Below are 25724 nucleotides of genomic sequence, written 5' to 3' on the forward strand. Positions count from 1 at the left end.
GCTTACTATGACCGTACAAGATCCTGCTCCCGCCTACGGGAACGACGTTGCGATAACCGGGATCGCTCTCCGTGTACCCGGAGCCGACGATGTGAACGCCTTCTGGCAATTGACCGCTGAGGGGACGTCAACATTCCGATCCGTCTCAAGGGCAGAATCAGAACGATTCGGATACACGTCCGCTCAGATCGACGATGAGGACTTCGTGTCCGTAGTGAGCGCGCTCGACGATTTCGATGCCTTCGACCACGATGCGTTCGGCATCTCAGCACGTGACGCGGCGCTCATGGATCCACAACACCGCGTCTTCTTGGAATGCGCTCGCAGGGCACTCGATGATGCTGGATTCGGTGACGTTACAGGACTCAAGGTCGGCGTTTTCGGCTCAGCAAGTTCGAGTACCTACCTCACCGGACCCGTGCGCGCGGCAGGGCTTTGGGATGAGTCAGATCTCAATTTCAGTGCCATGCTCGCCAACGACAAGGACTTCCTGTGCACGCGCACGAGCTACGCGCTCGGACTCACCGGTCCGTCTGTAGTGGTGCAGTCCGCGTGCTCGAGCTCGCTTCTGGCTGTCCACCTCGCCAGGCAAGCACTCCTGCACGGGGAATGCGACGCGGCAATCGTCGGTGGTGTCTCCATATCGATCCCGCATCTCGGAGGCTACCTCAAGCGCTCCGGAAGCATCTTTAGCCCAACCGGATCGTGCCGGCCATTCGACCGCACTGCCGATGGAACAGTAAAAGCACATGGTGCCGCGGCCGTTGTCCTAGTGAGATCAGAGGACGCCAACCTTCAACATGTATATGCGAACGTGGCCGGAACCGCTGCCAACAACGACGGGGCTGACAAGGTCGGATTTCCCGCGCCAGGGGTATCTGGGCAGGCTGCCGTAATCCGATCTGCAATGGCGTCTGCTGGCATCACCGCCGACAAGGTGCGCTACATCGAGTCTCACGGGACAGGCACGCTTCTGGGGGATCCGATTGAGATTCGCGCTCTTCGACTTGCGCGCGAAGGTTCAACCAAATCGTGCTATCTCGGTAGTGCGAAGGCGAACGTCGGCCATCTCGACGCGGCTGCCGGTGTCATGGGGCTCGTGCGAGCTGCACTCGTGCTCGAGAAGGGCGTCATTCCTCCGCTCGCCGGTTTCTCCGAATCGAATCCGCTCCTCGATGTGGGTGAGGAAGTCGTCCTCCCTACAGAACCCGTCGATGCGCCGTGGCTGACCCACGCTGGTGTCAGCTCGTTCGGGATGGGCGGGAGTAACGTGCATGCCATTCTTCGCCGACGCGCCGACGCGCGCGGCCGGCAGGTTTCCCCCCAAGGCCGTCGCCTCGTGCGAACGCGGCACTGGGTTGGCCACCCCCGGCACACTCGAACACCGGAAGTCTCGAAGGCCGCCGGTCGCGCGACGGAATCGGCACGTTCAGTATCGCTTCCATCTCTGGAAGAACTGCTTGCTACCGTCCGCGAGGTCCTGCAGCTTCCCGAACTCGCGGCCGAGGACCGACTCGTGGATGCTGGTGCCGATTCGCTCGCCCTTATCGATATCACGGCAGCTCTCGCGGAACGGCACGGAACGGCATTGGACGTCGCCGAACTCGAACGGATCGGCACGGTCGAGAAACTGTTTCAGACACACGTCATCGACAGGACGTCTGGCAAGGTGGGCCCGGTCGATGAACCGACCCGCCGTCACATAGCTCGGCAGCCACGATCGGCCTCCGATAACGCCGTCCACATCACGCCACCTCGTGAGCGTACGCTTTTCCTTGTACATCCCGCTGGTGGGACTACGACCTGCTACGCCGGCGTCGCTACTCACATTGGAGAGGATGTCGGAGTCACTGGTCTCGCTTTCCCTGCTGACTTCCTCGGGCAGCGCATTACGATGAGAGAGCTAGCGGCCTCCTATCTCGCCACGATCACCGGAATCCAGCCGTCCGGACCTTACCTAATCGGTGGGTACTCATTTGGCGGGAACCTTGCCGCCGAGCTGGCACTGCAGTTGGAGGAGGCTGGCGAGACAGTCGAGCTTCTCGTCATGATTGATTCGCATCCTCCGCACGCCTACACCAGCGGTGCCTGCGATGAGCAGGCGTACGTCGCTGCCTTCCCGGCGCTGCTCAGCACGCTTGTCCCTGGCATTCGATTCGCCGAGGACGTTCGTGCTCGCGCGGACGCACGCGGAATCCTCGAGGCTGTCGAACACCCGGCCTGGCCTGAGAGCGTGCGCAACGAATTCGCGCGATTCTTCGAGATCTGGCGAGAAAACCACGGCATGCTTAAGCGCTGGACGCCAGATCGACTGATCGACTGTCCTGTGCTCATCATCGAGGCTTCCGAACCGGAGCCCGAGGAAGTGCTCGATTGTCTCTCGATCTCCCCGTCGACTGTGAACGAGTGGTCGAGATATCTCTCCCGGGCCCCGCAGATTATTGGCGTCGATGGCGACCACTACTCCATTTTCCGAGATCTGACCTCGCTTCGGCGCATCGGTGAGATTCTCGGTCAAGCGGCGACGCAGCGAGAACTGGTTCGATGAGCGCCGAGCGCAGTGCCGGGGCAGGACGTACGGCGATGCTCATCGCCTTCGGATGTCACAACGCCGAAGAGATCGCCTTCTCTGACCATGGCAGCAGGCTTGATCCCCGTTTCCTCGCCAATCTCGGTCTTTCTGAAGAAGACTATCGCGCGGACCGAATGAGTATCGCCACCGCGCTATTGAGCGCTGTGGTGACCTGTGCAACGCATTCGAGAGGTGGTCGAGCTCGGCGGCCGATCACTGCCGCGATCGCGATTGCGTCTGCTGGTGCACTGTCCGTGAATGCTGCAGGGCATCTGCTGCAGGCCTTGGTGCGGCGTAATTACAACCCTGGTCTTGTCACCGCACCCTTGCTCCTGATGAGTTCTATCGCCGCTATCCGTGGGTTCCGGGCCGATTCCAGTATCTCCAGAGTGGGCGCCGGAACCGCGGTCGTGGCTGGAACGGCACTCTCCGTGCCCGCGATCGTCGCCTCGCTCCGCATTGCTCGGCTTGTCAGACCCACCACCATACAAACTCGAAAGGAAAGCTCCCAATGACCGCACAGCTCATTCATGGGCGCCCAGTGCAGCAAGGCCTCGTCGCGGCGGCACTCGCCAAGACCTCCTCGGCAGGCGTACTGCCGCGTGTCGCCCTGCTTTCAGTGGCCAGTGATGACCCGATGCTCGCAATCAACCGAGAGCTTCACTTGCGCACCTTCGCCGCCTACGGCGTTGAGGGTATTGACGTCGCACTTCCCGCCGACGCAACGCTCGACACTCTTCTCGAACGCATCCATGAGGCCAACGACGACCAAGCGGTCCACGGCGTCATGGTGCTGATGCCGCTTCCCTCGCGCCTTTCCATCCGCGACATCCTTCCAGCAATTGATCCAAGGAAAGAACTTGAAGGCCTGCATCCGGAGCACACCGCTGGATTGCTCCCATCGAACCGTCCGGCACCCACTGGTGTCCTGCCCCTCGTTGGAGAGGCGGTCATCCTCGCTCTTGCCGAATATGGCATCCCGCTAGAAAGCCGAAACATTGTTCTCCTGACGGAAGAGCCATTGATGCGCAGCAACCCCGTCGCCAATGTTGTCGCCAGATGCGTCGCGCCTGCGATGCTCCCGCCGAGTTCACCGTTGGCGATCGTGCCCATCGATCATCCCCAAGCTCGCCGACTCGCTTCCGCGGCTGATGTTCTGATTGTGAGTCTTGAGCGCCCGGAGGTCGTCTCCGCTGAGTGGGTGAAGCCCGGCGCAACTGTGATCGATTTCAACCCGAGTCTCGTCGGCTTCGTCGAACGTGAGGACGGCACCCAGGCACCGATTCTTCGTGGTGGAATCGCGACTGAGGACGTCGCCTCCGTCGCGGGACATATCCTCCCCGTGCCTGGGGGTATCGGTCCCGTCATGCTCGGTGTCCTCATTCGGAACGCTGCGCTGGCGGCGCTCGCATCGCGCACCCCGTAAATAGTTTGTCGGGTGAGCTCGACCCCACCCGATGCGCAGGGTCGGGGCCACACCGCGTGAGAATGACTTCTCCACGTAATATTGACACCAGCTCAAGAGTATCGGGGGGACTGCATCTCAAACACGTATCGCTGAATGACCGACTAATCGAGGAGCTGGAGAAATCAGATGCCGTTCTTCCGACGCAACGAGTTGATGAAAGCCGTAGAGCTGACAAACGGTGGCGCTGGCGCGACGGTCATCGTGCACGGCGCAGCGGGTTCCGGCAAATCTCGCTTTGTGACAGAGGCTGCAAGCATCCTTCAGCACTCAATAGCGGTGAGAGTGAATCCAGCCGAGTCGAACCGTCCCTTTTCCGGCATTGTGAATCTCCTTGCTGCGCTACCCAACCCTCGTACGCATCACCTATCCCGCGCAATCGCAAGTGCGAAGGACCGTGATTCGTTTATCGTGGCTGAACGGGTTGTGTCATGCCTGCAGGACGCAGAGGATCTCCCTGAGCTCATCTTGATCGACGACGCTGATGTGATGGACAGCGAGAGCACGAGTGCTCTCGCTGTCATCTCTCGCCGCCTCGGCGGAACATCCGTACGCCTCGTGATTATGGTCTCGACATTCGGGGGGCGCCGCCCGTTCGACGGCTTGCCTACCCTTGAGATTGGGGCCCTCGACCACAGCAGAATCCGAACCCTGGTCGAAACAGAGACGGGTGCAACGCCACACGATGCGGTTCTCGAACACATCGAAACGATCTCTGCTGCAATTGCGGGCAGAGTTGTCGATGCGGCTCACCACCTGAAGCCTGCGCAGCTCACCGGGTCCTCCCCATTGCCGACCCCACTCCGACAAGGCCGGCATGTTGCCGCGGCTTTCCTCGAACCACTCGAGGGGATGGACGACCGAATGGTGGAGGCGATCGAGTATCTCGCTTCTACGCCGAGGATGCGAGCCTCCGACTTGCGCTCCCTGGTCGGGAGCGGAGTAGTTGACGAATTGCTCGATAGGTCATGGGTTGTAGCAGCCGACCAATGGGTAGCCATACGAGACGCCTCGGCCCGTTCGGCGATCTACTACCAACACCTCGACACAGCTTCACGCCAACGTATCCATTCGTTCCTAGCGGAAATGAGCGACCAACCGGTCGACGTTGCGTGGCATGCGGGATACCTGGATCCTTCCCCGGAGCATGCATCCGCGCTACGACAAGTAGCTGCGGATTTGCTGCACTCAGGCGACGTAGCACTAGCACTCGAGTACATCGAACGCTCACTCTCACTTCCTGTCTCGGACGATACTGGTCCAGAGCTGTTGATGCTCGCCGAGACGCTCTTTTACCGAAAGAACACCTCTGCGGCAGGGCGGCTCATTGACATTGTGGATCGCGCTGCGCCGACAGTTCCTCGAACTCGCCTCGCAATGGTAAGCCTGCGCGTTCGTATCGAGTATCTAACTTCGCAGAGCATACTCGGCACACTCGCGGCAGAAGCTCTGGACCGCGACGAACACGCTGCTCCAGAAGACGCGACGCTCCTCACCGCCCTTCTGGCTATCTACTGCGCCGAGCGCTGGGAATTCAAGGAAGCAGAGTCGTACCTCGCACGTCTCAACGACCTGTCCGTGGGCAACGACCGCACGGCCACAGTTGTCGGGAACGCTCGCATCCAGATCGCGGCCATGCAAGGCCAGACGCCGCAGCTCCCCACCGCCGCTGAAATTGCAATCAGTGTCGCGGACAAGTCCGCAGCCGTCCTCGCCCGACTCGCGTACGGCCGCGCCCTCACCTTTGCGGGCCGCTATCACGACGCACGTGACTTATTCGCACTCATCGTAGGGGCGTCGGCGGAGAGCGACCCACTCTGGGTGTCGACAGCACGGTTCTATTCCATTGAGAACGACCGACTTGCAGGCGACTTCCACGGCGCATTCAGTGCGCTCGCGGACATTCTCCGCATGTCCAGCGGAGAGGGTGCGCCAGAACCGTTTCGCTTGTTCTATGAGTACTGGTACCACATCGAGCATGACGCGGATGCGGCGGCCAATGTGGTTCTCGATAGACTGTATGCGACTCTTCAAGGCCGTCGGAACCCCGCAATTGCAGCTCGTCTTGACGCTTACCTCGGTGCGCTTGCCCTTCACCGCGATGATCTTTCGGATGCCGTTCGGCTTTTGATGCGCGCCAGACTGATCACTGCGGAGATAGAAGATCCTCAACTCGCACGCGTCGATGCTGACTTGGTGGAGAGCCTTGTCCGATCTGGAGACGAGAGCACGGCCCGCACGATCTTGTCTGACTTTGAACGGCGAGCTGCGCTGGCGCCATCGCGCTGGGCCGAGCTCGCAATCGAACGCTGCCATGCGGTAATGGCTCCACCTCCAGAAACAGTGCGCACCTTCGAGAGGCTCCTCGCGCAGTTTGGCCCACACGACTCCGACTACGAGTACGCCAAGACGCTCCACGCGTACGCGGGCGCACTGGCTGCAGCAAACATGCCTGCAGAGGCCGGTCAGGCCGCTTCTGCGGCAGCAAGTGTTTTCCGCCGCATCGGCCTCCCCAGATGGGCAACACGCGCTGCCGCGGTACCGGTGTCGGATCTGAGCCGTTCAGAGAAAGCCGTCGTGGATTTGGTCGTTGCTGGACGGCGCAATAGAGAGATCGCAGCGACGCTGTTCATTTCAGTGCGCGCCGTTGAGGCGCGGCTCACGGGGGTGTATCGCAAGCTCAATATCTCTTCACGAGCTCAACTGATTGCGCGATTCAGCTCGACGGCCGATATGGGCTGAGCGCTGTTGGGACTCTCCACGAGTTCTTGAGCGAAACGCCCTTCGACTTCCGCTCGTTGTCGCTCCCGGTGGGGTTGTGGGCGTGGTCCGATTGAGTCTGTCCACTGATTCCGGCATCGGGTCGATGATCATTGTCATAAGGACGCCGGTGTTCCCATACTGCGTCTCTGGCCTCATTGCGGTCATACGTGGCCGCATACGCCCACTACCCACGCACCGCGCGGCGCGTCCCCAGAGTAGGGGCTGAGCATACCTACGCAGATCCCTGGTCAGCGCGACGATTGGGCATGGGTGCTAGGTAGTGCTCGGCTTTCGCCGTGAGTGCGAAAAAAATGCTCCCTAGTGCAGGTGCCTGCGTGGTGAAATTGCTGTGCACTCGTGAGAAGCACCCCAATGATGTGACGTGACACGCTGCTCCGGGCGCCTCGATGGATGGGAGGCAGCTGATGCTGGTCTACGGAGAAGCGGTCCAGGAGGCCGCGGCGGCGATTCGCGCGAGACGCAACGTTCGCATCGTGGGGCGCCGCCTGAGCGGACGCACCTCGGTGCTCGACGCCACGGTGGCCGCGCTCGAGAGCGGCGGCGGCCGCGTGTTCTCGGTGGCCGGCGACGAACTCGCCAGCGAACACCCGGGCTATGCGCTCCAGAAGCTGCGCGATTCGCTCGCGCTCGGCCCGCGCCAGCGGGATCTCTCCTCGGTGGTCGACTCGCTCGCCGGAGCGCTCACCGTGCGCGACGTGATCGCGCTCGACGACGTCCACCTCATCGACTCGCTCTCGCTGCGCGCGCTGACCGTGCTCCGGCGACGGGTCGGCCTCGTGATCCTCAGTACCGAGCTCGCGGGTCGCCCGAACGACGTGGAGTTTCCGCCGGTCTGGCCGGAGGCCGTGATCCCGATCCCGGATCTCGATCTCGCGAGCAGCGCGATGCTCCTCGAATCCGCGCTCGGGCACCCCGTCGAGTCGCGCACCCACCTGCAGATCTACGGGAAGGTGGGCGGCAACGCGGGGCTCACGATCGCGCTCGCGGAGAGCGCGCAGTACGCCGGGCTGCTCGAGCTCGACGGCTCGCACTGGCGGGCAAACGGCCCGCGCCTCTGGAACAACCATCTGGCGCCGCTCATCGACGGGCTGCTCGCTGAGCTCGAACCTGACGAGCGGGAGCTCGTCTGCTGGCTCGCCGATGAGGGGCCGGTGCTCCACGACCGCGTGGTGGAGCGATTCTCTGAGCCGCTGCTGCGCCGCGTCTTCGACCTCCACTACGCCGCGCCGGTGGGCGTGCGCGCCTCGCTGCTCGTGCAGGCCTGGCCGCCGCTGCTCGTCAACCGCGCGCGGCAGAACACCTATGTCGGTGCCGCCGGTGAGCGCGTCACGGGACCCGGGGGAGAGCTCCTCGCTGAGGCTCCCGGCAACGAGCTTGCGCTGCTCGCCCGGAGCTTCGTGGAGCACGAGGAGCGCACGACGCGGGAGACGTTCCGGGCGTGGAGCGTCGCGCCGACGCCCGCGAACGCGATCGCCTACGTGCGGGCGGCGATGGGCGTCACGAGCGAGATCGATCGCGTGCGCCGCGTCTTCACGCAGACGACGATGTCGCACCGGCTCGGGGATCAGCCCGTGCACCTCGCCTTCGCCATGCGCCGACTCCAGTGGCTGCGCTTCGAGGAGCACGACGCGGAGGGGGAGCAGACGATGCTCGCCCAGCTGCTCGATCTGAATCCGAGCATGGAGACCTCGATCATGGCGGCGATGGCCGCGGTCGAGATCGCCGACGGCAACGGCGTGCCCATGGAGGTCGCCCGCCTCGAATCGCCGCCTCACGACGAGTGGGAGCTCGTCGGCCGCATCGCGTGCGCGCTCTCACTCGGGGACGTCGAGGGGGTGCGCCGAGGCATCGCGGGCGCCGCGCACCTCGCCGGGCACAGCGTCTTCGTCGGCTTCGTCGAGGCCGCGAAGCTGTACCTCGAGGGGGAGGTGCGCGCCTCCGTGCGCCTCGCACTGGAGCAGCGGGAGCACGCGCGCGAGCGGTTCAGCCGCTCCGAGTTTTCGATGCTCAGCTACGTGGCGGCCGTCGGCGCGCTGTACCTCGGGGACATCGCGGGGATGCGGCAGTACGTCGACGAGGGCACCGTTGCCGGGCAGCCGTCGAGCTCGCTCAACATCTTCTACGGCGCGCTCTTCGGGCTCGAAGCCGGCCTGGCGCACTACTCGGGGCAGACCGGGCTGCGCGATACGCTCCACCGCGAAGCGGCGATCCGGCTCCCCGCCGCGGGCCCCGGCATCGGCATGGGCGCCGACTTCCTCGACGCGACCATCCGCCTCTCCGAGCGACCGGAGGCGTTCGCGGGAGCGGTGGAGGCGGCCGTGGAGCGGAGCCTCGGCCTCGGCTACCGCCTGAACGCGGTGCAGGTCGGGGCGCTCAGCCTCACGATCCGCTGGAGCGCGGTGACCGCGGGCGCGTTCCTCCGCGCGTTCGAGGCGGCGCCCATTCCGGCGTTTGCCTCCGCGGCCAGCGGCGTGCGGCTGATCCTGGACGGGGATCTCGCGGGGCTCACGGCCTGGGCCGCGACGCTCGAGCCGGATCGGGACGATGCCGAGATGCTCGTGCGCGTGCTCGGCGCCGCCTACCGCCAAGCGCGCCGGGCCGAGCTGCCGCTCGCGGACGTGCTCGAAGAGATCCTCTCGACGGTGCTCCAGCGGCGTACCGAGACGATCGCCTCGGGGAACCTGACGGAGCTCCTGAGCGCTCGCGAGCTCGAGATCGGGCTGCTCGGGGGAGAGCTCAGCAACATCGAGATCGCCGAGCGGCTGCGCATCAGCCGGCGCACCGTCGAGAACCACATCACGAACGGGCTCAAGAAGACGGGCCTCGCGAACCGCAAGGAGCTCGCGCGGCTCCTGCACTCGCTGCAGTAGCCTCGCGCGGGCGCCGCCGCGCATACCGAGTCCCGGCGCAGCCCTCACCCGCGCCGCCGCGCCGAACACACCTATTGTTCGGAGCCGAATACCCACTCTGGACGGGCATACGCACACGGCGGATGGGTAGTGATACCTAGTGCGTCGGGCCCCGTGGTGCCATGGAAATGGACACTCCCGCCAGCCGGGCGGAAGTGCCACGGCATGGGAAGTGTGAGGGGCTCGGATATGGCTCTGACGGGAACGCGCGCCACGGGCGCTCGCTCGCTGCGGCGCAGCGTGGGGCTGATGATCGGGGCGCTCGCAGCGGGCGCGGTCATTGCGGGCGGCGCGATCGCGCCGCCGGCGGCGCAGGCGCTCTCCGCCGAACTGGCGGATATCCCGGTCGGCGCGGATTCCGGGCTCGGCACGACCGAGCCGAGCGGCCTCGCGACCGCAGCAGCCGACGCGGACACCGCCGCGGATGCCACCCCGGAAGCCGCCCCGGAAGCCAACGCGGACGCCGACGCGCTGAGCGCCGAACTGCTCCAGAGCCGTGCCCTCCCCGACGATCGTGAGCCCGCGGTGATCCCCGATCCCGTGCTGCGCCGCGAGATCGCCCGCAAGCTCAACATCAGCTCGCCGCAGTCGCTCACGAAGGGCGACGTGCGCCGCCTCCAGTCGCTCACCGCGAAGAACGTCGGGATCACCGACCTCACCGGGCTCGAGATCGCGACGAACCTCGACCTGCTCTACGTCGACCAGAACAACATCACCTCCCTCGAGCCCCTGCGCAATCTGACGGCCATGCGGCAGATCACCGCGAGCCGGAACCCGATCACCGACATCTCCGCGCTTGAGACTCTGCCGAACATCAACTGGCTCGAGCTGAACTGGACGGACATCACCTCCCTCGAACCGCTGCGCGGCAACACGAAACTGTCGTGGCTGCAGGTGGCGTACACGGGGATCGACTCGATCGAGCCGCTCAGCGAGAGCACAAACATCGGCAGCCTGTACTTCCAGAACACGCAGGTGTCGGATCTCACCCCGCTCAGCGGGATCGACAACATCATGGTGATCTCGGCGCCCGATGCGCAGATCCGAGACCTGGAGCCGTTGCGCGGGAAGCAGAAGCTCTACCTGCTGAACATCAACCGCAATCACGTCACCGACCTGTCGATGCTCGAGACCTGGCCGGACATCTCCACCGTCGGCTTCAACAACCAGCTGATCGACGGTGGGGCGGCGCTCGTGCCCGCCGCGGCCACGGGCTATACCCGGAGCGACGTCGTCTCCCTGTTCGCGATGCCCTTCGGGGAGCGGCAAGCCGTCGCGGATCTCGCCGCGCCCACCGACGATGGGGAGGGGGCCGTGTGGAGCGACATCGAGGCCGACGCCGATCGCCTCGACGTGTTCGTCTCGAAGCCCGTGGTGCCGAACGGCCCGCCCTTCTCCGCGACCGTGAGCTACGCGGTGGAGCGGGCGGAGTTCCTCTCTGGCGAACCGGACGAGGCCGCGCTCGAGACGCCGTACGAGTTCGAGTTCCGCACGACGGCAGGGTTCACCGACGCGGCGAAGACCCGCGCCACGTCCGAGGCGGGCTATCGCCTGACCGCGGGCGAGGTGCCCGGCCTGCAGCTGAGCGCCGCGGGCGTGCTCAGCGGCACGCCGACCGAGCAGGGCGACTTCGCGCTCACTGTTCGTGCAGCGGACCGCCACGGCAACGTCCTGGACCGCGACGTCACCGTCTCGGTCGGGGCGGCGCCCGAGCGGCCCGAGCCGCCGGTCGTTGAGCCGCCCACCGTGACGCCGCCGACGACCCCGCCGACCGTCACCCCGCCCACGACCGTGCCGCCCACCACCCAGCCGCCCACGACGGCTCCGGTCACCCCGGGGACGCAGGCGCCGGGCGTCGGCGAGCTGGCCACCACGGGCGCGGCCCTGCCGTGGGCCCTGGGGGCTGTCGCGCTGCTGCTCAGTGCAGCAGGCACCGTTCTCGCGCTCCGCGCGCGGCGACTCCGCGCGAACGCGTAGCCGCTCCCCACAGATCCGAACCCGAACCCGAATACGAGGATCCCGTATGCAGAAGCGAACACGACGGTTCGCCGCGAGCGCCGCAACCGCCGCGGCGCTCGCCGTCGGCCTGCTGCTCGCACCCGCGCTGAGCACCGCCCCCGCACTCGCGGAGGACAGCGCTCCCGACGAGCGCGGCGCGACGACCGAGCTCACGCCGCCCGGGCCGCAGACCCGAGCGATCGGACCGGCCCAGGTGACCCGCACCTTCGCTGGCGTGCCCGCTCAGTTCGGCGCGGGCGCCGCCGTGGTGCTCCCGGGCGCTGACGGTGTGCCGCCCCGCGCCGTGGTGAGCTCCTTCTACACGGGCATCGCGCCGATCCTCGACCTCCCCACGGGGAACGCCGCGGTCACCGCGGTGACGGGGCTGAACGGTGCCCACGGGGTTGCGGCGGCCCCCGGAGCGACTTCGGCCAGCGGGCGCCTCTTCTTCGTCTCGGTGTTCTCGCGGAGCGTCGGGGTCTACGACATCGCCTCGCGTAGCTGGGTGGACGAGATCTCGGTGCCCGGCCCGCAGCCAGTATCTCTGGCCTTCGTGGGCAGCGATGACGGCACCGAGGGCACACTGTTCGTTGGCGCCGACACCGAGGACTCGATCTACGGCGTGGACGTCGCGACCGGAGACACGGTCATGGAGGCGCACGTGCCCTGGGGCGGGTGGATCGGCGGGCTCGCCCCCGGCGCCGACGCGCAGGCGCGATCCGGCAGTCTCCTGGTCGTCGACGCCGGGATCAAGGGCCAGATCCTCCGCATCGATATCGCGACGGGCGCGGTCACCGAGACGCACCGCCTGCCGAACACGGAGGGGCCCAACTCGGCGCGCAACATCGCCGTGATCCCCGGCGGGACGGCGGGATCGGAGCACGTGCTCGTGACGAGCCAGGAGAGCGGCGCGATCCGGCGCATCGACCTGGCGACCGACCAGGTCGTGGCCACGTACGCGTACGGCCCGGCGGAAGCATTCCCGAGGAACGACGCGGGCATGTCCGCCGTCGCGTACCTGCCCGGTGAACAGGCTGGTCAGGGCACCGTGCTCGGCTTCCTGCCGCGCGGCGGGATCGTCGCGTTCGCCGAGGCGAGCACGCAGCTCGAGTACGTGACGGACACGCTCGGATACCCCACGGGCGGGATCGGGTTCCGGCCCAGCAGCGCGGGGAGCGCCGACGGGGAGGTGTTCGTGGCGGATCGGCTGTCGAAGAACATTAAGGTCTACGACACCACGAGCGACACGCTCGCGCGCGAGCTCACCCTGTCGGGTAAGGACTTCCCGATGGTCGCGGTGAGCGGTGCGGGGGACGCGCGTCTCGTGGTGGGCTGGGCCGATGGCCCGGTCGAGATCCGCGACCCGGACACCGGAGCCGTGCAGCAGACGCTCTCGCTTCGTGCGAACGCGATCGGCAGCGCGCCGGGATCGAGCCAGGTGTTCGTCTCGGAGGAGGCGGCGTCCTCGTTCACGATCATCGATGCGCTCACCGGCAAGACCGTGGGTGCGCACAGTCTCCCGTACGCACCCGGCGCCGTGACGGTCGCGGACTACGCGGGGGCACCCGCGTACTTCATTCCGGATCGCGCGGGCGGCCGCGTCGAGGTGCGCAGCGTCGACACGTTCGCAGTGCTGGCGGCCTTCTCCGGGTTCAACGCGCCGATGCACGTGAGCGTTTCGGACGGGACGCTGAGCGTGCTGGAGCGCCGGGGCGTGCTCCACCTCGTGACCCTCGAGGACGGATCGGTGCTGCGCTCGGTGCGCACCGGATTCAGCGGCGCGGGCGTGGCCTCCGTGGCGGACACCGCCGCCGGCGGCACCCTGGCCTACACGACCGACGGGACGATGGGGATCGCGCGGACCCGCGTCTCGGGGCTCACGCTCGCGCCAGACTCGCTCCCGAACGGGCTCGTGGGCGACGCGTACACCGCAGAGATCGATGCCTTCGGTACCCCCGAGCCGACGCTCAGCCACACCGGCGAGCTGCCGGACGGGCTGACGCTCGACGCGGCAACCGGCGTGATCACGGGCACGCCGAGCCGCGCCGGGAGCTTCGAGTTCACGGTGACCGCGGCCAACGGGGTCGATCGGGATCAGGTGCGCAGCTACACGGTCGTGATCGGAGAGCTGCCGACCATCCAGACGGACTCGTTGCCCGAGACCGAGGTCGGCCGCGCGTACGACAGCCGGATCGAGTTCCGCGGCTTCCCCGAGCCGAGCCTCTCGGTGAGTGCGGGCGCCCTCCCCGCGGGCATCGAGCTCGATCCCGCGACCGGGCAGCTCATGGGCACCGCCAGCGCGGCCGGCGAGTTCACCTTCACCGTGGTCGCGCGGAACGACTTCGGCGAGGCCGCCCAGCCGCTCACCATCGTCGTGGCGCAGGACGCGGTGACCCCGCCCGGGCCGGGTAAGCCGGGCAAGCCGGGCGGGAAGACGCCGGGCGGCGCGGAGCAGCCGAAGCCGACCGCCCCGAAGACGGGTGCGCCCGCGCTCGCGTCGACGGGTGCCGCGTCGTGGGGCGCCGCGGGCCTCATTGGGGGAGCGGCGCTCGTGCTCGGCGGCTCGCTGCTCGTGGTGCGTCGCCTCCGGCGCCCGCGCGCGGACTAGCGCCGGGCGGAGCGGGCTCGGCTGGTCCGGGCCCGTTCCACTCAGCGCCGCGCGCTGCGCTATCGAGGGGATCGGGGTGCTGCACTCAACTCTTGGCGTGCTTTCCACTCACATCGCCCCTGGGCGTTCGGGGAGCGGGCCGCGTTCTGAGAACGTGGGTCGCAGGACGGCGGCATCCAGCCGCCCGAACTCCTGAGAGGTGGCGCCGTGATGAGCTGCACAGAATCGAAGGCTCAGCGCATGCGCCCGCTCACGCGACTGCACCGTCGAGCACGGCTCTGGTGGATCCTGCTCATCCTTGCAGGGCTCGGCCTCCTTGCCGCCGGCGCCACGTCGGCCATCAGCGAGGGCTCCGCAGCAGACACTGAGGGGCGGAGCGCGAACAGTCTTATTCCGTTCGTCATCATGGGGGCGGGAGGCGCGGGATGCTGCCTCGCCGGGAGCGTCGGCGTCGCCCTGAGCGGCCGCGTGTCAGCGACGTGAACGGAAGAACGGCACGCGGCTCTGCGGGGTCTCCGCGGCCCGGTCAGCGGGGCGCTCAGGCTCGGGGAGCAGGGTCAGATCCTCGTGGACGCGATGCTCGACGACGGTGGCGGGATGCCAGAATTCCGCCGGGGTGACCCCGTTGATGACGGGCATCTCAACTTCGATCCGGCGCACCTGACCGCGCTCCACTGAGAACACCTCGGTGAAGATCGAGTTCGTGCTCCGGATGAGGCAGACGGACGTGATCCAGTGGCGCCCGTCAGCGGTGAAGACCTGGCTGGCACTCATACGGGTGATCTCGCTGGGAGCGTTTCTCGTGAAGATGTGTGCGGAGCGCGGTCGCCTAGCCACGTCAGGAATTCCCCGCACGGCCGAGGATCCTGGCGACATCGGCATCGGAGACATCGAGGTACCCGACGAGGATCGGGTCGAACGGGTGCTGGGCTGCACCAGGGGCGGCTGCGGGAGGCTCGCCGGGCGCCGCGGGTTCGGCTGGCTGGGCAGAGTGGCTCGCAGTGATGACGTAGAAGTCGAAGCGGTCCGAGCAACGCAGATCGAGCACGAGGTCTGTGCCGCCCGACGGAGCAGAGAGGATCCCCGAGCGGGCACCGAGGTGCACCCCAGGCTGATCCACGTGCACGGTTCCCTGCGCCGCACCGTCGGCGGTCGAGGGAAGCGGGATCGTCAGCGTCTCGCAGTCGCCGATCGCCGCAGGCCAGTCGTCCACCGCATCCGCTTCGGTGTGCTCCTGCGTCGGCTCGAAACGCCACTGGCCAACTGGGTGGGTCGTTTCTGTTCGGTCATCCCACATGACGACAATCTCGTCGAACTCGAACGGCTCCGTGCCGACGGGAATGGGAGCCAGGATGCTTGCGATACTCACGCCCGAACGTGTCTCTCCGCGGCTGAGGGGCGCCGCGTCGGCATCGAACACGGCGACACCGTCGATGCGGATGCCCGCGTAGGAGTCGAGACTGCGCGTGTGCGGTCTCGCCGCCAGCACGAGCGTCGCCGGGAACTCCGTGTGCTTCGGCTGGAGGATCCGAGCGCTCGTGAGAGCGAAGTGCGGCGCTTCGGTGCGCGATGCGCAGGCTGAGAGCCAGCTCGGGCCCAGCAGCGCGAGCGCCGCGGTCGTGGCGAGCACCGTGAGCCCGGCCGGGCCCCAGCCGAACTGCTCACCGTGCACAGACGAACGCCCAGCCGATCAGGTTCGTGGGGCCGGGGGCGCAAGCCGCGCTCTCGGGGCGGCAGTACTCGCCGAATACCGAGACGATCCCCTCCTTCGGGAAGAGCCGCGCGTCGAACTCGAGCGTGCGGGAGCGCGGCCCGAGCGTCACCGTGCCCGGGCCGGCGGCGCTCAGCCCGTCGATGGAGAGGGCGGGCTCGCCCAGGGGATCGATCGTGGCGAGCGGCCCGGCGTACGCGGCGATCGAGAGGCCCGCCGGCTGCGCGGGGGAGGAGAGCACGAGGCGCAGCACCCCCGCGATCTGCAGGCGCTGCTGCGGGAGCTGTTCCTCGGGGCGGAGCAGCGCGTGCCCCTCGGGGGTGCACCAGTCGAGCGACGCGCGCTCGATGCGCACGCCGTTCACGGAGAGCTCGGGCGGGCGCGACGGGCCTGCGTCGGGGGAGTGCGGGGTGAGCGGGGTGAGCGGGGTGCGAGTCCTGGGGGCCTTTCCGGGGTCTGGCGGCGAGGGTACCGCCAGCCTGCGCCCTCGGGGCCGTGCTGGGTGCGGTGCAGTCGTGGAATGAGTGGGTCTGGGCCGGGCGAATAGGTGCGCGCACCCCGAATTCCACCCCCGCGACCATCATCAGACGTACTTTAGGGTAACCTTATCCCCGGAAATCTTCACCGCATAAGGAGCCCCATGTCCGTCACCCGTTCCCGCTCCCGCTCGGCCGGCCGCGCGCTCGGCGCGCTCGCCGCCGTCACCGTCGCCGCCTTCGCCCTCTCGGCCTGCGCCGCCCCCGCGGCGGACGAGAACGCCGGGGGAGGATCGGCCGCCGCCGAGAGCGGCGCCTTCCCCGCTTCGGTGACGCACGTGTACGGCACGACCGAGATCCCGGCCCAGCCGGAGCGGGTCGCCACGATCGGCTGGGGCAGCTTCGACTCCGCCATCGCGCTCGGCGTCGATCCCGTCTCGATCGGGAAGGCGACGTTCGGCGCCGACGCCGAGGGCTACCTGCCCTGGACGAAGGAGGCGCTCGAAGCGTCGGGGAGCCCGCTGCCCGCCCTGCACGACGAGCTCGACGGCGCCCCCTACGAGGCGCTCTCCGATCTCGGCGTCGACCTGATCCTCGGCACGAACTCCGGGCTGAGCGAGCAGGAGTACGACACGCTCAGCAAGATCGCCCCCACCATCGCCTACGCGGACACCCCCTGGGGCACGCCCTGGCGCGAGAGCACCCGCATGGTCGGCGAGGCGCTCGGCGTGCCGAAGGCCGCCGATCAGCTCATCGCCGACACCGAGCAGTTCACGGCCGACGAGATGGCGAAGCACCCCGAGGTCGCCGGCAAGACGGCCATGATCATCTGGGTCGACGCGAAGGACCTCGGCAAGGTGCAGTACTACACGCCGAACGACACGCGACTGCAGTACCTCACCGACCTCGGCCTCACGATCGCGCCGTCGATCGAGCAGCTCGCCGAGGGCTCGCAGGAGTTCGTGTCCTCGATCAGCGCGGAGGAGGCCGACGCGCTCGATGCCGACATCGCGGTCGTCTTCGTGCAGGGCGGGGGAGACCTCTCCACGCTGCAGAACGATCCGCTGCTGAGCAAGATCCCGGCCGTCCAGTCGGGCGCCCTCGTCTACATCGACGACGACGCGCAGCTCATGGCCATCTCCTCGCCCACCCCGCTGTCGATCCCGTGGGCGCTCCCCGGGTACGCCACGCAGCTGGGCGAGGCCGCCGCCAAGGTCCGGTGACCCGCACCTCCGCGCCGACACGGGTCCCGGTGCGCCGCAAGGCGCGCCTGGCCCCGGCCTGGGCGATCGGGATCGCGCTCCTCGCGGTCCTCCTCGCGGCTGCGCTCTCCCTCGCCGTCGGGGTACGCGACGTCCCGCTCGCGTCGGTGTGGGCGGCGCTCACCGTCGGTGACACCGGGCAGATCGAGCAGGCCGCCGTGCTGGCCCGGATCCCCACGACCGTCACGGGGCTCGTCGTGGGCGCCGCGCTCGGCGTCGGCGGCGCCCTCATGCAGGGCATGGCCCGCAACCCGCTCGCGGACCCCGGCCTGCTCGGCGTGAACGCGGGCGCCTCCCTCTTCGTGGTGCTCGGCATGAGCCTCCTCGGCTTCGAGGCGCCGCTCGCGATCGTGTGGTGCGCGCTCGCGGGAGCCGCCGCCGCGGTCCTCGTCGGCTACGGCGCCGCGAGCGCGAGCCCCGCGGGTGCCACGCCCGTCACCCTCGCCCTCGCGGGGGCCGCGGTTGCCGCGATCGCCGCCTCCGTGATCTCCGCGATCCTCATCACCGACCAGTCCACCCTCGAGAGCTTCCGTTTCTGGCAGATCGGCTCGCTCACCGCGGGCACCCTCGACACGATCGCGCAGCTCGCCGGGTTCCTCGGTGCGGGTGCGATCATCGCCGTGCTCTGCGCCGGTGGGCTCAACGGGCTGGCGCTCGGCGACGATGTCGCGCGCGGACTCGGGATCCGGGTCAGCCTCGTGCGCGCGCTCGCCGCCGTCGCGGTCGTGCTGCTCTGCGGCACCGCCACCGCGATCGCCGGGCCCATCGGCTTCGTCGGCCTCGCCGTGCCGCACGCGGTGCGCCTCGTGGCGGGCAGCGACTACCGCCTCGTGGTGCCGCTCTCCGCGTGCACGGGGGCGGCGTTCCTCCTCGTCTGCGACGTGCTGGGGCGCCTCATCGCGCGCCCCGGGCTGCTCGAAGTGGGCATTGTCACCGCGGTGCTCGGCGCCCCGCTCTTCATCGTGCTGCTGCAGCGGCGGAAGACGGTGGGGCTGTGAGCGCGCCGCTCGCGCAGCGGCTGCGCACTTCCCGCACGGCCCGGATCCGGCGCGACGCGCTCGTCTGCGCGCTCCTCGCGCTTCTCGCCCTCGCCCTGTTCGCGGTCTCGCTCGTCTGGGGCAACTCGGTCACGCCGATCGGGGAGGTGCTGCGCGTGCTCGCGGGCGAGCCCGTGCCCGGCGCCTCGTTCGTGGTGGGCGAGCTCCGCCTGCCGCGCGCGCTCGGCGGTCTGCTCGCCGGGCTCGCGTTCGGCCTCGGCGGAACGCTCTTCCAGACCATGCTGCGCAACGTGCTCGCCAGCCCCGATGTGATCGGGATCTCGGCCGGGGCGAGCGCCTCCGCGATCATCGCGATCGGCCTGTTCGGGGCCTCCGGGATCGTCGTCTCCGGCGTCGCCGTGCTCGGCGCGCTCGCGGCCGCGCTCCTCGTGTGGGCGTGCGCGTACCGGCGCGGGCTGTCCGGGATCCGCTTCGTCCTCGTCGGCATCGCGGTCGCGGCCGCGCTCCAAGCCGTGATCAGCTACGTGCTGACGCGCAGCGACGTGCGCGCGGCCCAGGAGGCCGTCGTGTGGATGACCGGATCGCTCAGCCGCAGCCTGTGGGATCAGCTCGGCCCCACCGCCCCCGTGCTCCTCGTGCTCATCGCGCTCGGCCTGTTCGCCGCGGCCCGCCTCCAGACGCTCCGCCTCGGCGACGACACCGCCGCCGCGCTCGGCGTGCGCGTGCAGGCGGCGCGGCTCGGCGTGATCCTCTGCGGCGTGCTGCTCATCGCCGTCGCCACCTCGCTCACCGGCCCGATCGCGTTCGTCGCGTTCCTCGCCGGCCCGATCGCGCTGCGCCTCGTGCGCCGCGCGGAGGCGGTGCCGGTCGCCGCCGCGCTGGTGGGCGCCCTGCTCGTGCTCGGCGGCGACCTCATCGCCCAGCACCTCACCCCGGCCGTGCTGCCGGTCGGCGTCGTCACCGGCCTCCTCGGCGCCCCCGTTCTGCTGATCCTGCTCATGAGAGGACGCACCCGCGTATGACTCGCGCACGCACCCACGCCACCCCCGCGGCCCGCTCCCTCCGCGCCGACGGCCTCGTGGTCGGCTACGACGGCGAGCCCGTGATCGCGGGCCTCGACCTCGCGCTGCCGAGCGCCGGGGTCACGATGATCGTGGGCGGCAACGGCTGCGGCAAGTCGACGCTGCTCCGCGCCCTCGCCCGGCTCATCCGCCCGCGCGGCGGCGCCGTGCTGCTCGACGGCGAGCCCATCGCCCGGCTCGCGACGAAGCAGGTGGCGCGCATCGTCGGCCTGCTGCCGCAGGCGCCCACGGCGCCAGACGGGATCACGGTCTCCGAGCTGGTCGACCGCGGCCGCACGCCGCACCGTGGCGGCTTCGGGCGGCGCGGCGCCGGCGACGACGCGGTGGTCGCCGAGGCGCTCGAGCTCACCGGCATGGTGGAGTTCGCGGAGCGCGGCGTCGACGAGCTCTCGGGCGGTCAGCGGCAGCGGGCCTGGGTCGCGATGGCGCTCGCGCAGGAACCCGACATCCTGCTGCTCGATGAGCCGACCACCTACCTCGACCTCGCCCACCAGGTGGAGCTGCTCGAACTGCTCGTGCGGCTCTCCCGCGAGCGCGGCACGCAGGTGGTGGTTGTCATCCACGAGCTGAACCTGGCGACACGCTACGCGGACCACCTGATCGCGATGGCCGACGGCGCCGTCGTCGCGCAGGGCCGCCCGGCCGAGGTGGTCACGGTCGAGCTGGTGCGCGAGGTGTTCGGCCTCGAGACCGTGATCTGCCCGGATCCCGTCGCGGGTACGCCCATGATCGTGCCCGTCGGCTCGGGCGGGGGCGCCGCATGAGCGGGCTGGGCGCCTACCGGCTGTTCCGGGTCGAGGTGCGCTCCGCCGAGTGGGTGACGCCGGGCTTCGTGCGCGTCACCTTCACGGGGGCGTCGCTCGCCGACTTCGGCTTCGTCGGGATCGACCAGCGGGTGAAACTGCTGCTGCCCGACAGCCGCGGGGTGCTTCCCGAACTGCGCGCGGGGGACGACTGGTACGCCGAGTGGTGCGCGCTGAGCGCCGCCGAGCAGCCGCCCATGCGCACCTACACGCCGCGCGCACTGCGCCCGGCCGACCCCGCGACGGGCGAGCCCGCCACGGTCGCGATCGACTTCGCCTGGCATCCGGATCCCGGCCCGGCCGCGGCGTGGGCCGCGGCGGCGCGGCCCGGTGACGTCGCCGCGATCGTGGGGCCGAACGGCGCGTACTCCGCGAGCACCCGCGCCGTGGGCTGGCTCCCGCCGCGCGACGCCCGCCGCCTGCTCATCGTCGGCGACGAGAGCGCCCTGCCCGCGATCGCGGGGATCCTCGAGACCGTCGACCCGGCCGTCGCCGCGGTGCGCGTGATCCTGGAGCTCGGGGATCCCACCGATGCTGCCCTGCTCGACGCACCGGCCGGGGTGACCGTGGACGTGCACGAGCGGGCCGGGCGGCCGTACGGGGAAGCGCTCGTCGCCGCCGTGCGCGCGCTCGACGACCCCGCGTTCCGGCCGGCCTCAGCCGCGCGGGAGGTCGAGGACATCGACGTCGACACAACCGTGCTCTGGGAGGTGCCCGGACTCGACGAGGCGACGGGGATGCCGCTCGCGCACGACTCCCGCTCGGCCCGCGCCTACGCCTGGCTGGCGGGGGAGGCCGGGGCGATCAAGCAGATCCGGCGCGAGCTCGTGACCGAGCGTGGCATGCCCCGCGATGCCGTCGCGTTCATGGGCTACTGGCGCTTCGGCCGACCGGAGCGCTGAGCAGATCACGCAGCGACGCGGCAATGCGCGCACTGTTTGGGGGATCGCCGCCCGCGGGGCGCCCCGCATTGTTAGCGTTCTCGCGTGAAAACATCTGGAACTGGATTCTTGCGCGTGGCACGTCGCCGTGCCGCGCTCGCGCTCGGTGCCGCGCTCGGCATCGTGGTCGGTGGCCTCGGCGCCTCCGCAGCGTTCGCGGCCCCGAGCCCCGAGCCCCTCACCGTTACCGCGACGGCGCCCGCCGGGAGCACCCAGGTCTGGATCGATCTCGAGGGAGCCGATCCCGCCGAGGTCCAGGTGACGCTCTCCGCACCGGACGCGGCGGATCAGCCCGTGAGCTGGACGGCCACCGTGGCCGGCGCCGGCTTCCGCGGCGCCGTGCAGCCGGGGGACGTGACGGCCTCGGTCGTCGCCTCGGCAGAGGCGCTCGCGGCGGAGCCCGCGCTCGCCCTCACCTTCGCCGATGACGCCGGGACGGTGCTCGCGGAGCAGCGGACCACGCTCGCAGCGAAGCCCGACGGCGGCACGGACGGTACGACCGACGGTTCGAGCGATGGCGGCACTGACGGCTCGACCGATGGATCGACCGATGGCTCGGGCACCCCGGCCGGGCCCGGCTCGGGCACCGGCGCGAAGCCGGGCGGGCCGCTCGCCACGACCGGCTCCGGGCCGATGCTCCCCATCGCGCTCCTCGCTGGCGTGCTCGTGCTCGGCGGCGGCGCGGCGCTCGCGCTCCGCGGGACGCGCGCCCGTCGTGCGGCAGGACACCCCGCATCCGTGCACTCCGCATCCGTGCACCCCGCATCCACCGACTCCGAGGAGCCGCGCGCATGACCCGCTCACCGAACCGAACGTCCGCGTTCGGCCGCATCATCGCCGCGACCGCCACGGCCGCGCTCGTCGGCGGTCTCGCCACCGCGACCGCCGCCCCCGCCCTCGCGATGCCCTCGGATCTGCGCGAGGTCGCCGACGCCGCGAACATCTTCACGCCCGTCGGCGGGCGCCTTCCCGCCGTCGAGAGCAGCCTCGGCTGGGGCGCGGCGCTCACCGCGGCACCCGGCGCCGGCGTCGTGCTGCCCGGGCTGCAGCCCGGGCAGACGGGTGCGCTCGTGCGCGTCTCGCTCGCGGCCTCGCCGCAGGCGCGTACCCTCTTCACGGGAACGGCGGATCACCCCGTCGCCGTGCTCAGCGTCCCCGCGGGCCAGGCCGCCTCGACGACCACGCTGCTGCGGGTCGCCGACGGCCAGGCGCCGCTCTGGGCCTCCGACGCCACCGACGCCCGGGTCGAGCTCCTCGCGGGGCTCGACGGCACCGCCCCGACTTTCGGCGAGGACGGCACGCTCCTCACCGCGGGCACTCCGGGCTCCACGCTCACGCTCGACGCCCCCGTCACGCGCGCCGACAGCGCGGCCGGGCTCGGCGGCTTCGGCATCGCGCCGAACCGCCCCATGGAGATCGGCGTCACCGGCGAGGGCGGGATCCCCACCACCGATGTGCGCGCGATCTACGCGGCCGTGACGGTCGAGCTCAGCGATCCCGCGAACCTCACCCTCGACGACTCCGAGCTGCACCTCCCGGCGGGAACGACCTCGTTCACGACGGTCGTGACCCCTGACGAGCAGGGCCTCGTACGCGCCGAGATCGACGGAGGCAGCGCCGCGCTGCGCCTCGACGTGCTCGGCTGGATGCCCGACGCCGACGAGTTCCACTCGCGCGTCAACGTGACCGGCAGCTTCGACCTCGCGAGCGACCGCGATCTGGAGTTCACCACCCCCGTCTCGTCGCGACCGAGCGAGGTGCCCATCGGCGACACGAGCGAGGGCGGATCAGTGCTCGTGCTCGTTCAGGCGGAGCCCGGGAGCGAGCCCGCCATGCTCGACTTCGGCGACGCCCCCGCGGGCCGCGCCACGGGCGCCCTCGTGGATCCCGCGCGAGGCGCGGGGCCGCAGCTCGCACTCGTCCCCGCCGCCGACATCGATCGGATCCAGCTCACCCGAGGCGCGAGCCGCGCGGGGATCCACCTCATCGGCGAGTACCTCGGCGCCCCGGATCCCGCAGCGGGAGCGCCCGCATCGGTGACGATCGACTCGCAGCGCGACGGCGCCGCGATCGACCTCTCCGAGTTCGGCTTCACGGAGCTCGCCGGCGCGCTCGACGCGGGCGACCAGCAGGTGGACCACGTCGAGATCGCGATCGCGGGGGTCGACGCCCCCGGCTTCGATCCCGCCGACTTCCCCGGGGAGATCGGCCCCGACGGATACATCGGCAACGCCGAGGTGTTCGTCACGGACGACGGGCGGCTCCGCTTCGCGGCAGACGTCGGTGCGCCCGTCGACGGGCGGTACCGCTTCACCGTGACCCTCGTGGACCGCGTCGGCGGCCGCACCTCGCAGGCCATCGAGCTCCAGCTCACCGCGGTCGCGGAGGACGCCGACACCATCAGCGCCGACGCGCTCGTGGTGAACGGCACGGGCGGGCCGCAGATGGGCGCGAGCGACGATCCTCGCGTGGTGACCTTCGCTGAACTGCCTGAAGGCCTCGACCTCGACAGCCTGATCGTGTCGCAGGCGACCGAGGAGCTGCCGGACGGCTTCCTCGGCCGCGTGGCGAGCATCGAGCGGCGCGGGGACACCTGGTGGGTGCGCACCACGGAGGCCGCGCTCGGCGATGTGATCCTCAACTCCTCGCTCGACGAGACGCTCGACTTCACCGCCGACACCGTGGATCCCGAGGGCGAGGCGCTCGCGCCCCTCGCGGGGGAGCCCGGGGAGGATCCGCTCACGGTCTCGGTGACCGATCCCGAGACCGGCGAGACGCTCGAGCGCGACCAGCTCACCTACCGGAACGAGCGGGTCGGCACCGGCACGATCGTCACGGGCGAGGACGCGCTCTTCCCGCACGAGCCGGGCACCGCGCGCGCGGCGAGCGCCGACGCGCTCGCGTCGGACGCCCCGGCCGCGGGCGCATCGCTCGCAGGCACGTGGGACAAGGAAGCCGCCCTCGAGGTGAACCCCGTGTTCTACCTCATGGTGGGGAAGGGCTCCGGCTCGAGCAACGTGATCGTCACCTCCATGACGGACGCGAAGCGCGAGGACACCGACAACATCCGCGACCGCATCGTGAACTACCCGGTGACGGGGCTCTTCGAGGCCATGATCCGCGCCGAGGTGAAGGCGAAGGCGAACGTGCACATCGTGCTCGACGTCCAGCTGATCAAGAAGCTGCGTGTGGTGCCCGTCGGTGCCCGGGTCAACGAGTTCACCGTCTCGGCCGAGGTCGTGGCGAGCGTGGATGCGGAGATCGCGGCGAACGGCAGCGCCGAGCGCGCGGTGAAGCTCGCCGAGCCGATGAAGCGCACCGAGGTGGGCTCGTTCACGGTGTATCTCGGGCCGATCCCGATCGTGGTGAAGAACTACGTCACGCTCACGATCGACGCCGAGGCGAAGATCCAGGCCAACGTGCAGATCACCAATCTGCGCTACGACCGCACCGTGGTGCAGGGCTTCACTTACTCCTCGGCCCACGGGGTGCAGCCGATCGACAAGCAGGGCAGTTCGAAGATCGCGACGCCCGTCGTCACAGCGCTCAACGGGAAGATCGCCCCCGAGCTCTCGGGGGAGCTCGCGATCGGGCCGACGCTCAAGACCGAGACCCTCATCTACGGCGCCGTCGGGCCGCAGTTGCTCGTGAAGCCGCGCGTGAACGTCTCGGGCACGCTGACCGATGTCGTCACGCCGCCGAATCAGCACAACCTCTCGCTGAATGTGCGCACGTGGGCCTCGCTGGAGGGCAAGTTCTCGGGCAAGCTGCGCATCTACAAGTGGGACATCGTGAACATCAACGCGGCGTCCCCGAAGCGGGAGTGGCCGATCTGGAGCCACACGTGGTTCTGGACGATCAACAAGCCGAATCCGCCGGCCCCGGCGTTCGTCGATCCGGCAGCTGCGGATCCGGCACTCCTGGATCCCGCGTCCGGGGATCCTGCGCCTGGGGATCCCGCGCCCGGGGATTCGGAGTCCGAGGCGGAGCAGACGACTCCGGACTCGGCGCCTGAGGCGGATCCGGCCTCCGAGGCGCCCGCTCCCGAAGCGGAGCCGGCACCCGCGGGCTAGGCGGAGCGTCACCGTGCGGGCCGGGCCGGGGGAGTCCCCGGC

18 protein-coding genes are annotated in these 25724 nt (G+C 69.3%); 15 read left to right on the forward strand and 3 right to left on the reverse strand.

Annotation, left to right across the window (positions count from 1 at the left end; translation table 11 throughout):
• Window positions 1-7: 7 nt before the first annotated feature.
• The 8 genes from U874_RS15175 to U874_RS0110755 all read left to right on the forward strand — a co-directional run bounded on the left by U874_RS15175 (window position 8) and on the right by U874_RS0110755 (window position 14819).
• Window positions 8-2548 carry a beta-ketoacyl synthase N-terminal-like domain-containing protein gene (locus U874_RS15175; RefSeq protein ID WP_081809985.1) on the forward strand — a complete coding sequence of 847 codons (2541 nt, stop codon included), beginning with the start codon at window positions 8-10 and terminating at the stop codon, window positions 2546-2548.
• Window positions 2545-3087 carry an HXXEE domain-containing protein gene (locus U874_RS15180; protein WP_081809986.1) on the forward strand — a complete coding sequence of 181 codons (543 nt, stop codon included), beginning with the start codon at window positions 2545-2547 and terminating at the stop codon, window positions 3085-3087. Before U874_RS15175 ends, U874_RS15180 begins: the two co-directional genes overlap by 4 nt.
• Window positions 3084-3998 carry a bifunctional 5,10-methylenetetrahydrofolate dehydrogenase/5,10-methenyltetrahydrofolate cyclohydrolase gene (locus U874_RS15185; RefSeq protein WP_081809987.1) on the forward strand — a complete coding sequence of 305 codons (915 nt, stop codon included), beginning with the start codon at window positions 3084-3086 and terminating at the stop codon, window positions 3996-3998. Before U874_RS15180 ends, U874_RS15185 begins: the two co-directional genes overlap by 4 nt.
• A 168-nt stretch (window positions 3999-4166) precedes the next feature.
• Window positions 4167-6779 (forward strand): LuxR C-terminal-related transcriptional regulator, encoded by a 2613-nt coding sequence (locus tag U874_RS15190; protein WP_081809988.1) that lies wholly within the window; start codon window positions 4167-4169, stop codon window positions 6777-6779.
• 446 nt (window positions 6780-7225) lie between these two features.
• The gene (locus U874_RS0110740; protein ID WP_025134545.1) at window positions 7226-9691 is read left to right on the forward strand and encodes a helix-turn-helix transcriptional regulator; all 2466 of its coding nucleotides are present in this window, start codon (window positions 7226-7228) and stop codon (window positions 9689-9691) included.
• 228 nt (window positions 9692-9919) lie between these two features.
• Window positions 9920-11707 carry a leucine-rich repeat domain-containing protein gene (locus U874_RS0110745; protein ID WP_025134546.1) on the forward strand — a complete coding sequence of 596 codons (1788 nt, stop codon included), beginning with the start codon at window positions 9920-9922 and terminating at the stop codon, window positions 11705-11707.
• 46 nt (window positions 11708-11753) lie between these two features.
• Complete coding sequence (locus U874_RS0110750; protein WP_025134547.1) at window positions 11754-14336, forward strand: Ig domain-containing protein; 2583 nt, start codon at window positions 11754-11756, stop codon at window positions 14334-14336.
• Window positions 14337-14546: 210 nt separating this feature from the next.
• Complete coding sequence (locus U874_RS0110755; RefSeq protein WP_198525843.1) at window positions 14547-14819, forward strand: hypothetical protein; 273 nt, start codon at window positions 14547-14549, stop codon at window positions 14817-14819.
• Here the strand turns inward: U874_RS0110755 and U874_RS0110760 are convergent.
• From U874_RS0110760 to U874_RS0110770, 3 genes are all read right to left on the reverse strand, one after another.
• Window positions 14808-15110, reverse strand: a complete 303-nt coding sequence (locus U874_RS0110760; protein ID WP_025134549.1) for a hypothetical protein — start codon at window positions 15108-15110, stop codon at window positions 14808-14810. The two genes, U874_RS0110755 and U874_RS0110760, sit on opposite strands and share 12 nt — an antisense overlap.
• A 64-nt stretch (window positions 15111-15174) precedes the next feature.
• A complete protein-coding gene (locus tag U874_RS0110765) occupies window positions 15175-16008 on the reverse strand; it encodes a hypothetical protein (protein WP_025134550.1) in 834 nt (277 codons plus the stop codon).
• The gene (locus tag U874_RS0110770) at window positions 15998-16411 is read right to left on the reverse strand and encodes a hypothetical protein (RefSeq protein ID WP_025134551.1); all 414 of its coding nucleotides are present in this window, start codon (window positions 16409-16411) and stop codon (window positions 15998-16000) included. Before U874_RS0110770 ends, U874_RS0110765 begins: the two co-directional genes overlap by 11 nt.
• Window positions 16412-16687: 276 nt before the next feature.
• On the opposite strand from U874_RS0110770, the gene U874_RS0110775 reads away from it, so the two are divergent.
• The 7 genes from U874_RS0110775 to U874_RS14390 all read left to right on the forward strand — a co-directional run bounded on the left by U874_RS0110775 (window position 16688) and on the right by U874_RS14390 (window position 25682).
• Window positions 16688-17746 carry an iron-siderophore ABC transporter substrate-binding protein gene (locus tag U874_RS0110775; protein ID WP_025134552.1) on the forward strand — a complete coding sequence of 353 codons (1059 nt, stop codon included), beginning with the start codon at window positions 16688-16690 and terminating at the stop codon, window positions 17744-17746.
• Complete coding sequence (locus U874_RS0110780) at window positions 17743-18783, forward strand: iron ABC transporter permease (protein ID WP_025134553.1); 1041 nt, start codon at window positions 17743-17745, stop codon at window positions 18781-18783. Before U874_RS0110775 ends, U874_RS0110780 begins: the two co-directional genes overlap by 4 nt.
• Complete coding sequence (locus U874_RS0110785) at window positions 18780-19805, forward strand: iron chelate uptake ABC transporter family permease subunit (protein WP_025134554.1); 1026 nt, start codon at window positions 18780-18782, stop codon at window positions 19803-19805. The genes U874_RS0110780 and U874_RS0110785 overlap by 4 nt, the downstream gene beginning before the upstream one ends.
• A complete protein-coding gene (locus U874_RS0110790; RefSeq protein WP_025134555.1) occupies window positions 19802-20629 on the forward strand; it encodes an ABC transporter ATP-binding protein in 828 nt (275 codons plus the stop codon). Before U874_RS0110785 ends, U874_RS0110790 begins: the two co-directional genes overlap by 4 nt.
• Window positions 20626-21570: a siderophore-interacting protein gene (locus U874_RS0110795; RefSeq protein ID WP_025134556.1), complete on the forward strand. Its 945-nt coding sequence runs from the start codon at window positions 20626-20628 to the stop codon at window positions 21568-21570. Before U874_RS0110790 ends, U874_RS0110795 begins: the two co-directional genes overlap by 4 nt.
• A gap of 114 nt (window positions 21571-21684) precedes the next feature.
• The gene (locus U874_RS15685) at window positions 21685-22404 is read left to right on the forward strand and encodes a hypothetical protein (protein WP_025134557.1); all 720 of its coding nucleotides are present in this window, start codon (window positions 21685-21687) and stop codon (window positions 22402-22404) included.
• Window positions 22401-25682, forward strand: coding sequence for a hypothetical protein (locus tag U874_RS14390; protein ID WP_025134558.1), 3282 nt, complete (start codon window positions 22401-22403; stop codon window positions 25680-25682). Before U874_RS15685 ends, U874_RS14390 begins: the two co-directional genes overlap by 4 nt.
• Window positions 25683-25724: the final 42 nt, after the last annotated feature.

It is taken from the genome of Leucobacter sp. PH1c, from assembly GCF_000633415.1.
Classification (GTDB): domain Bacteria; phylum Actinomycetota; class Actinomycetes; order Actinomycetales; family Microbacteriaceae; genus Leucobacter.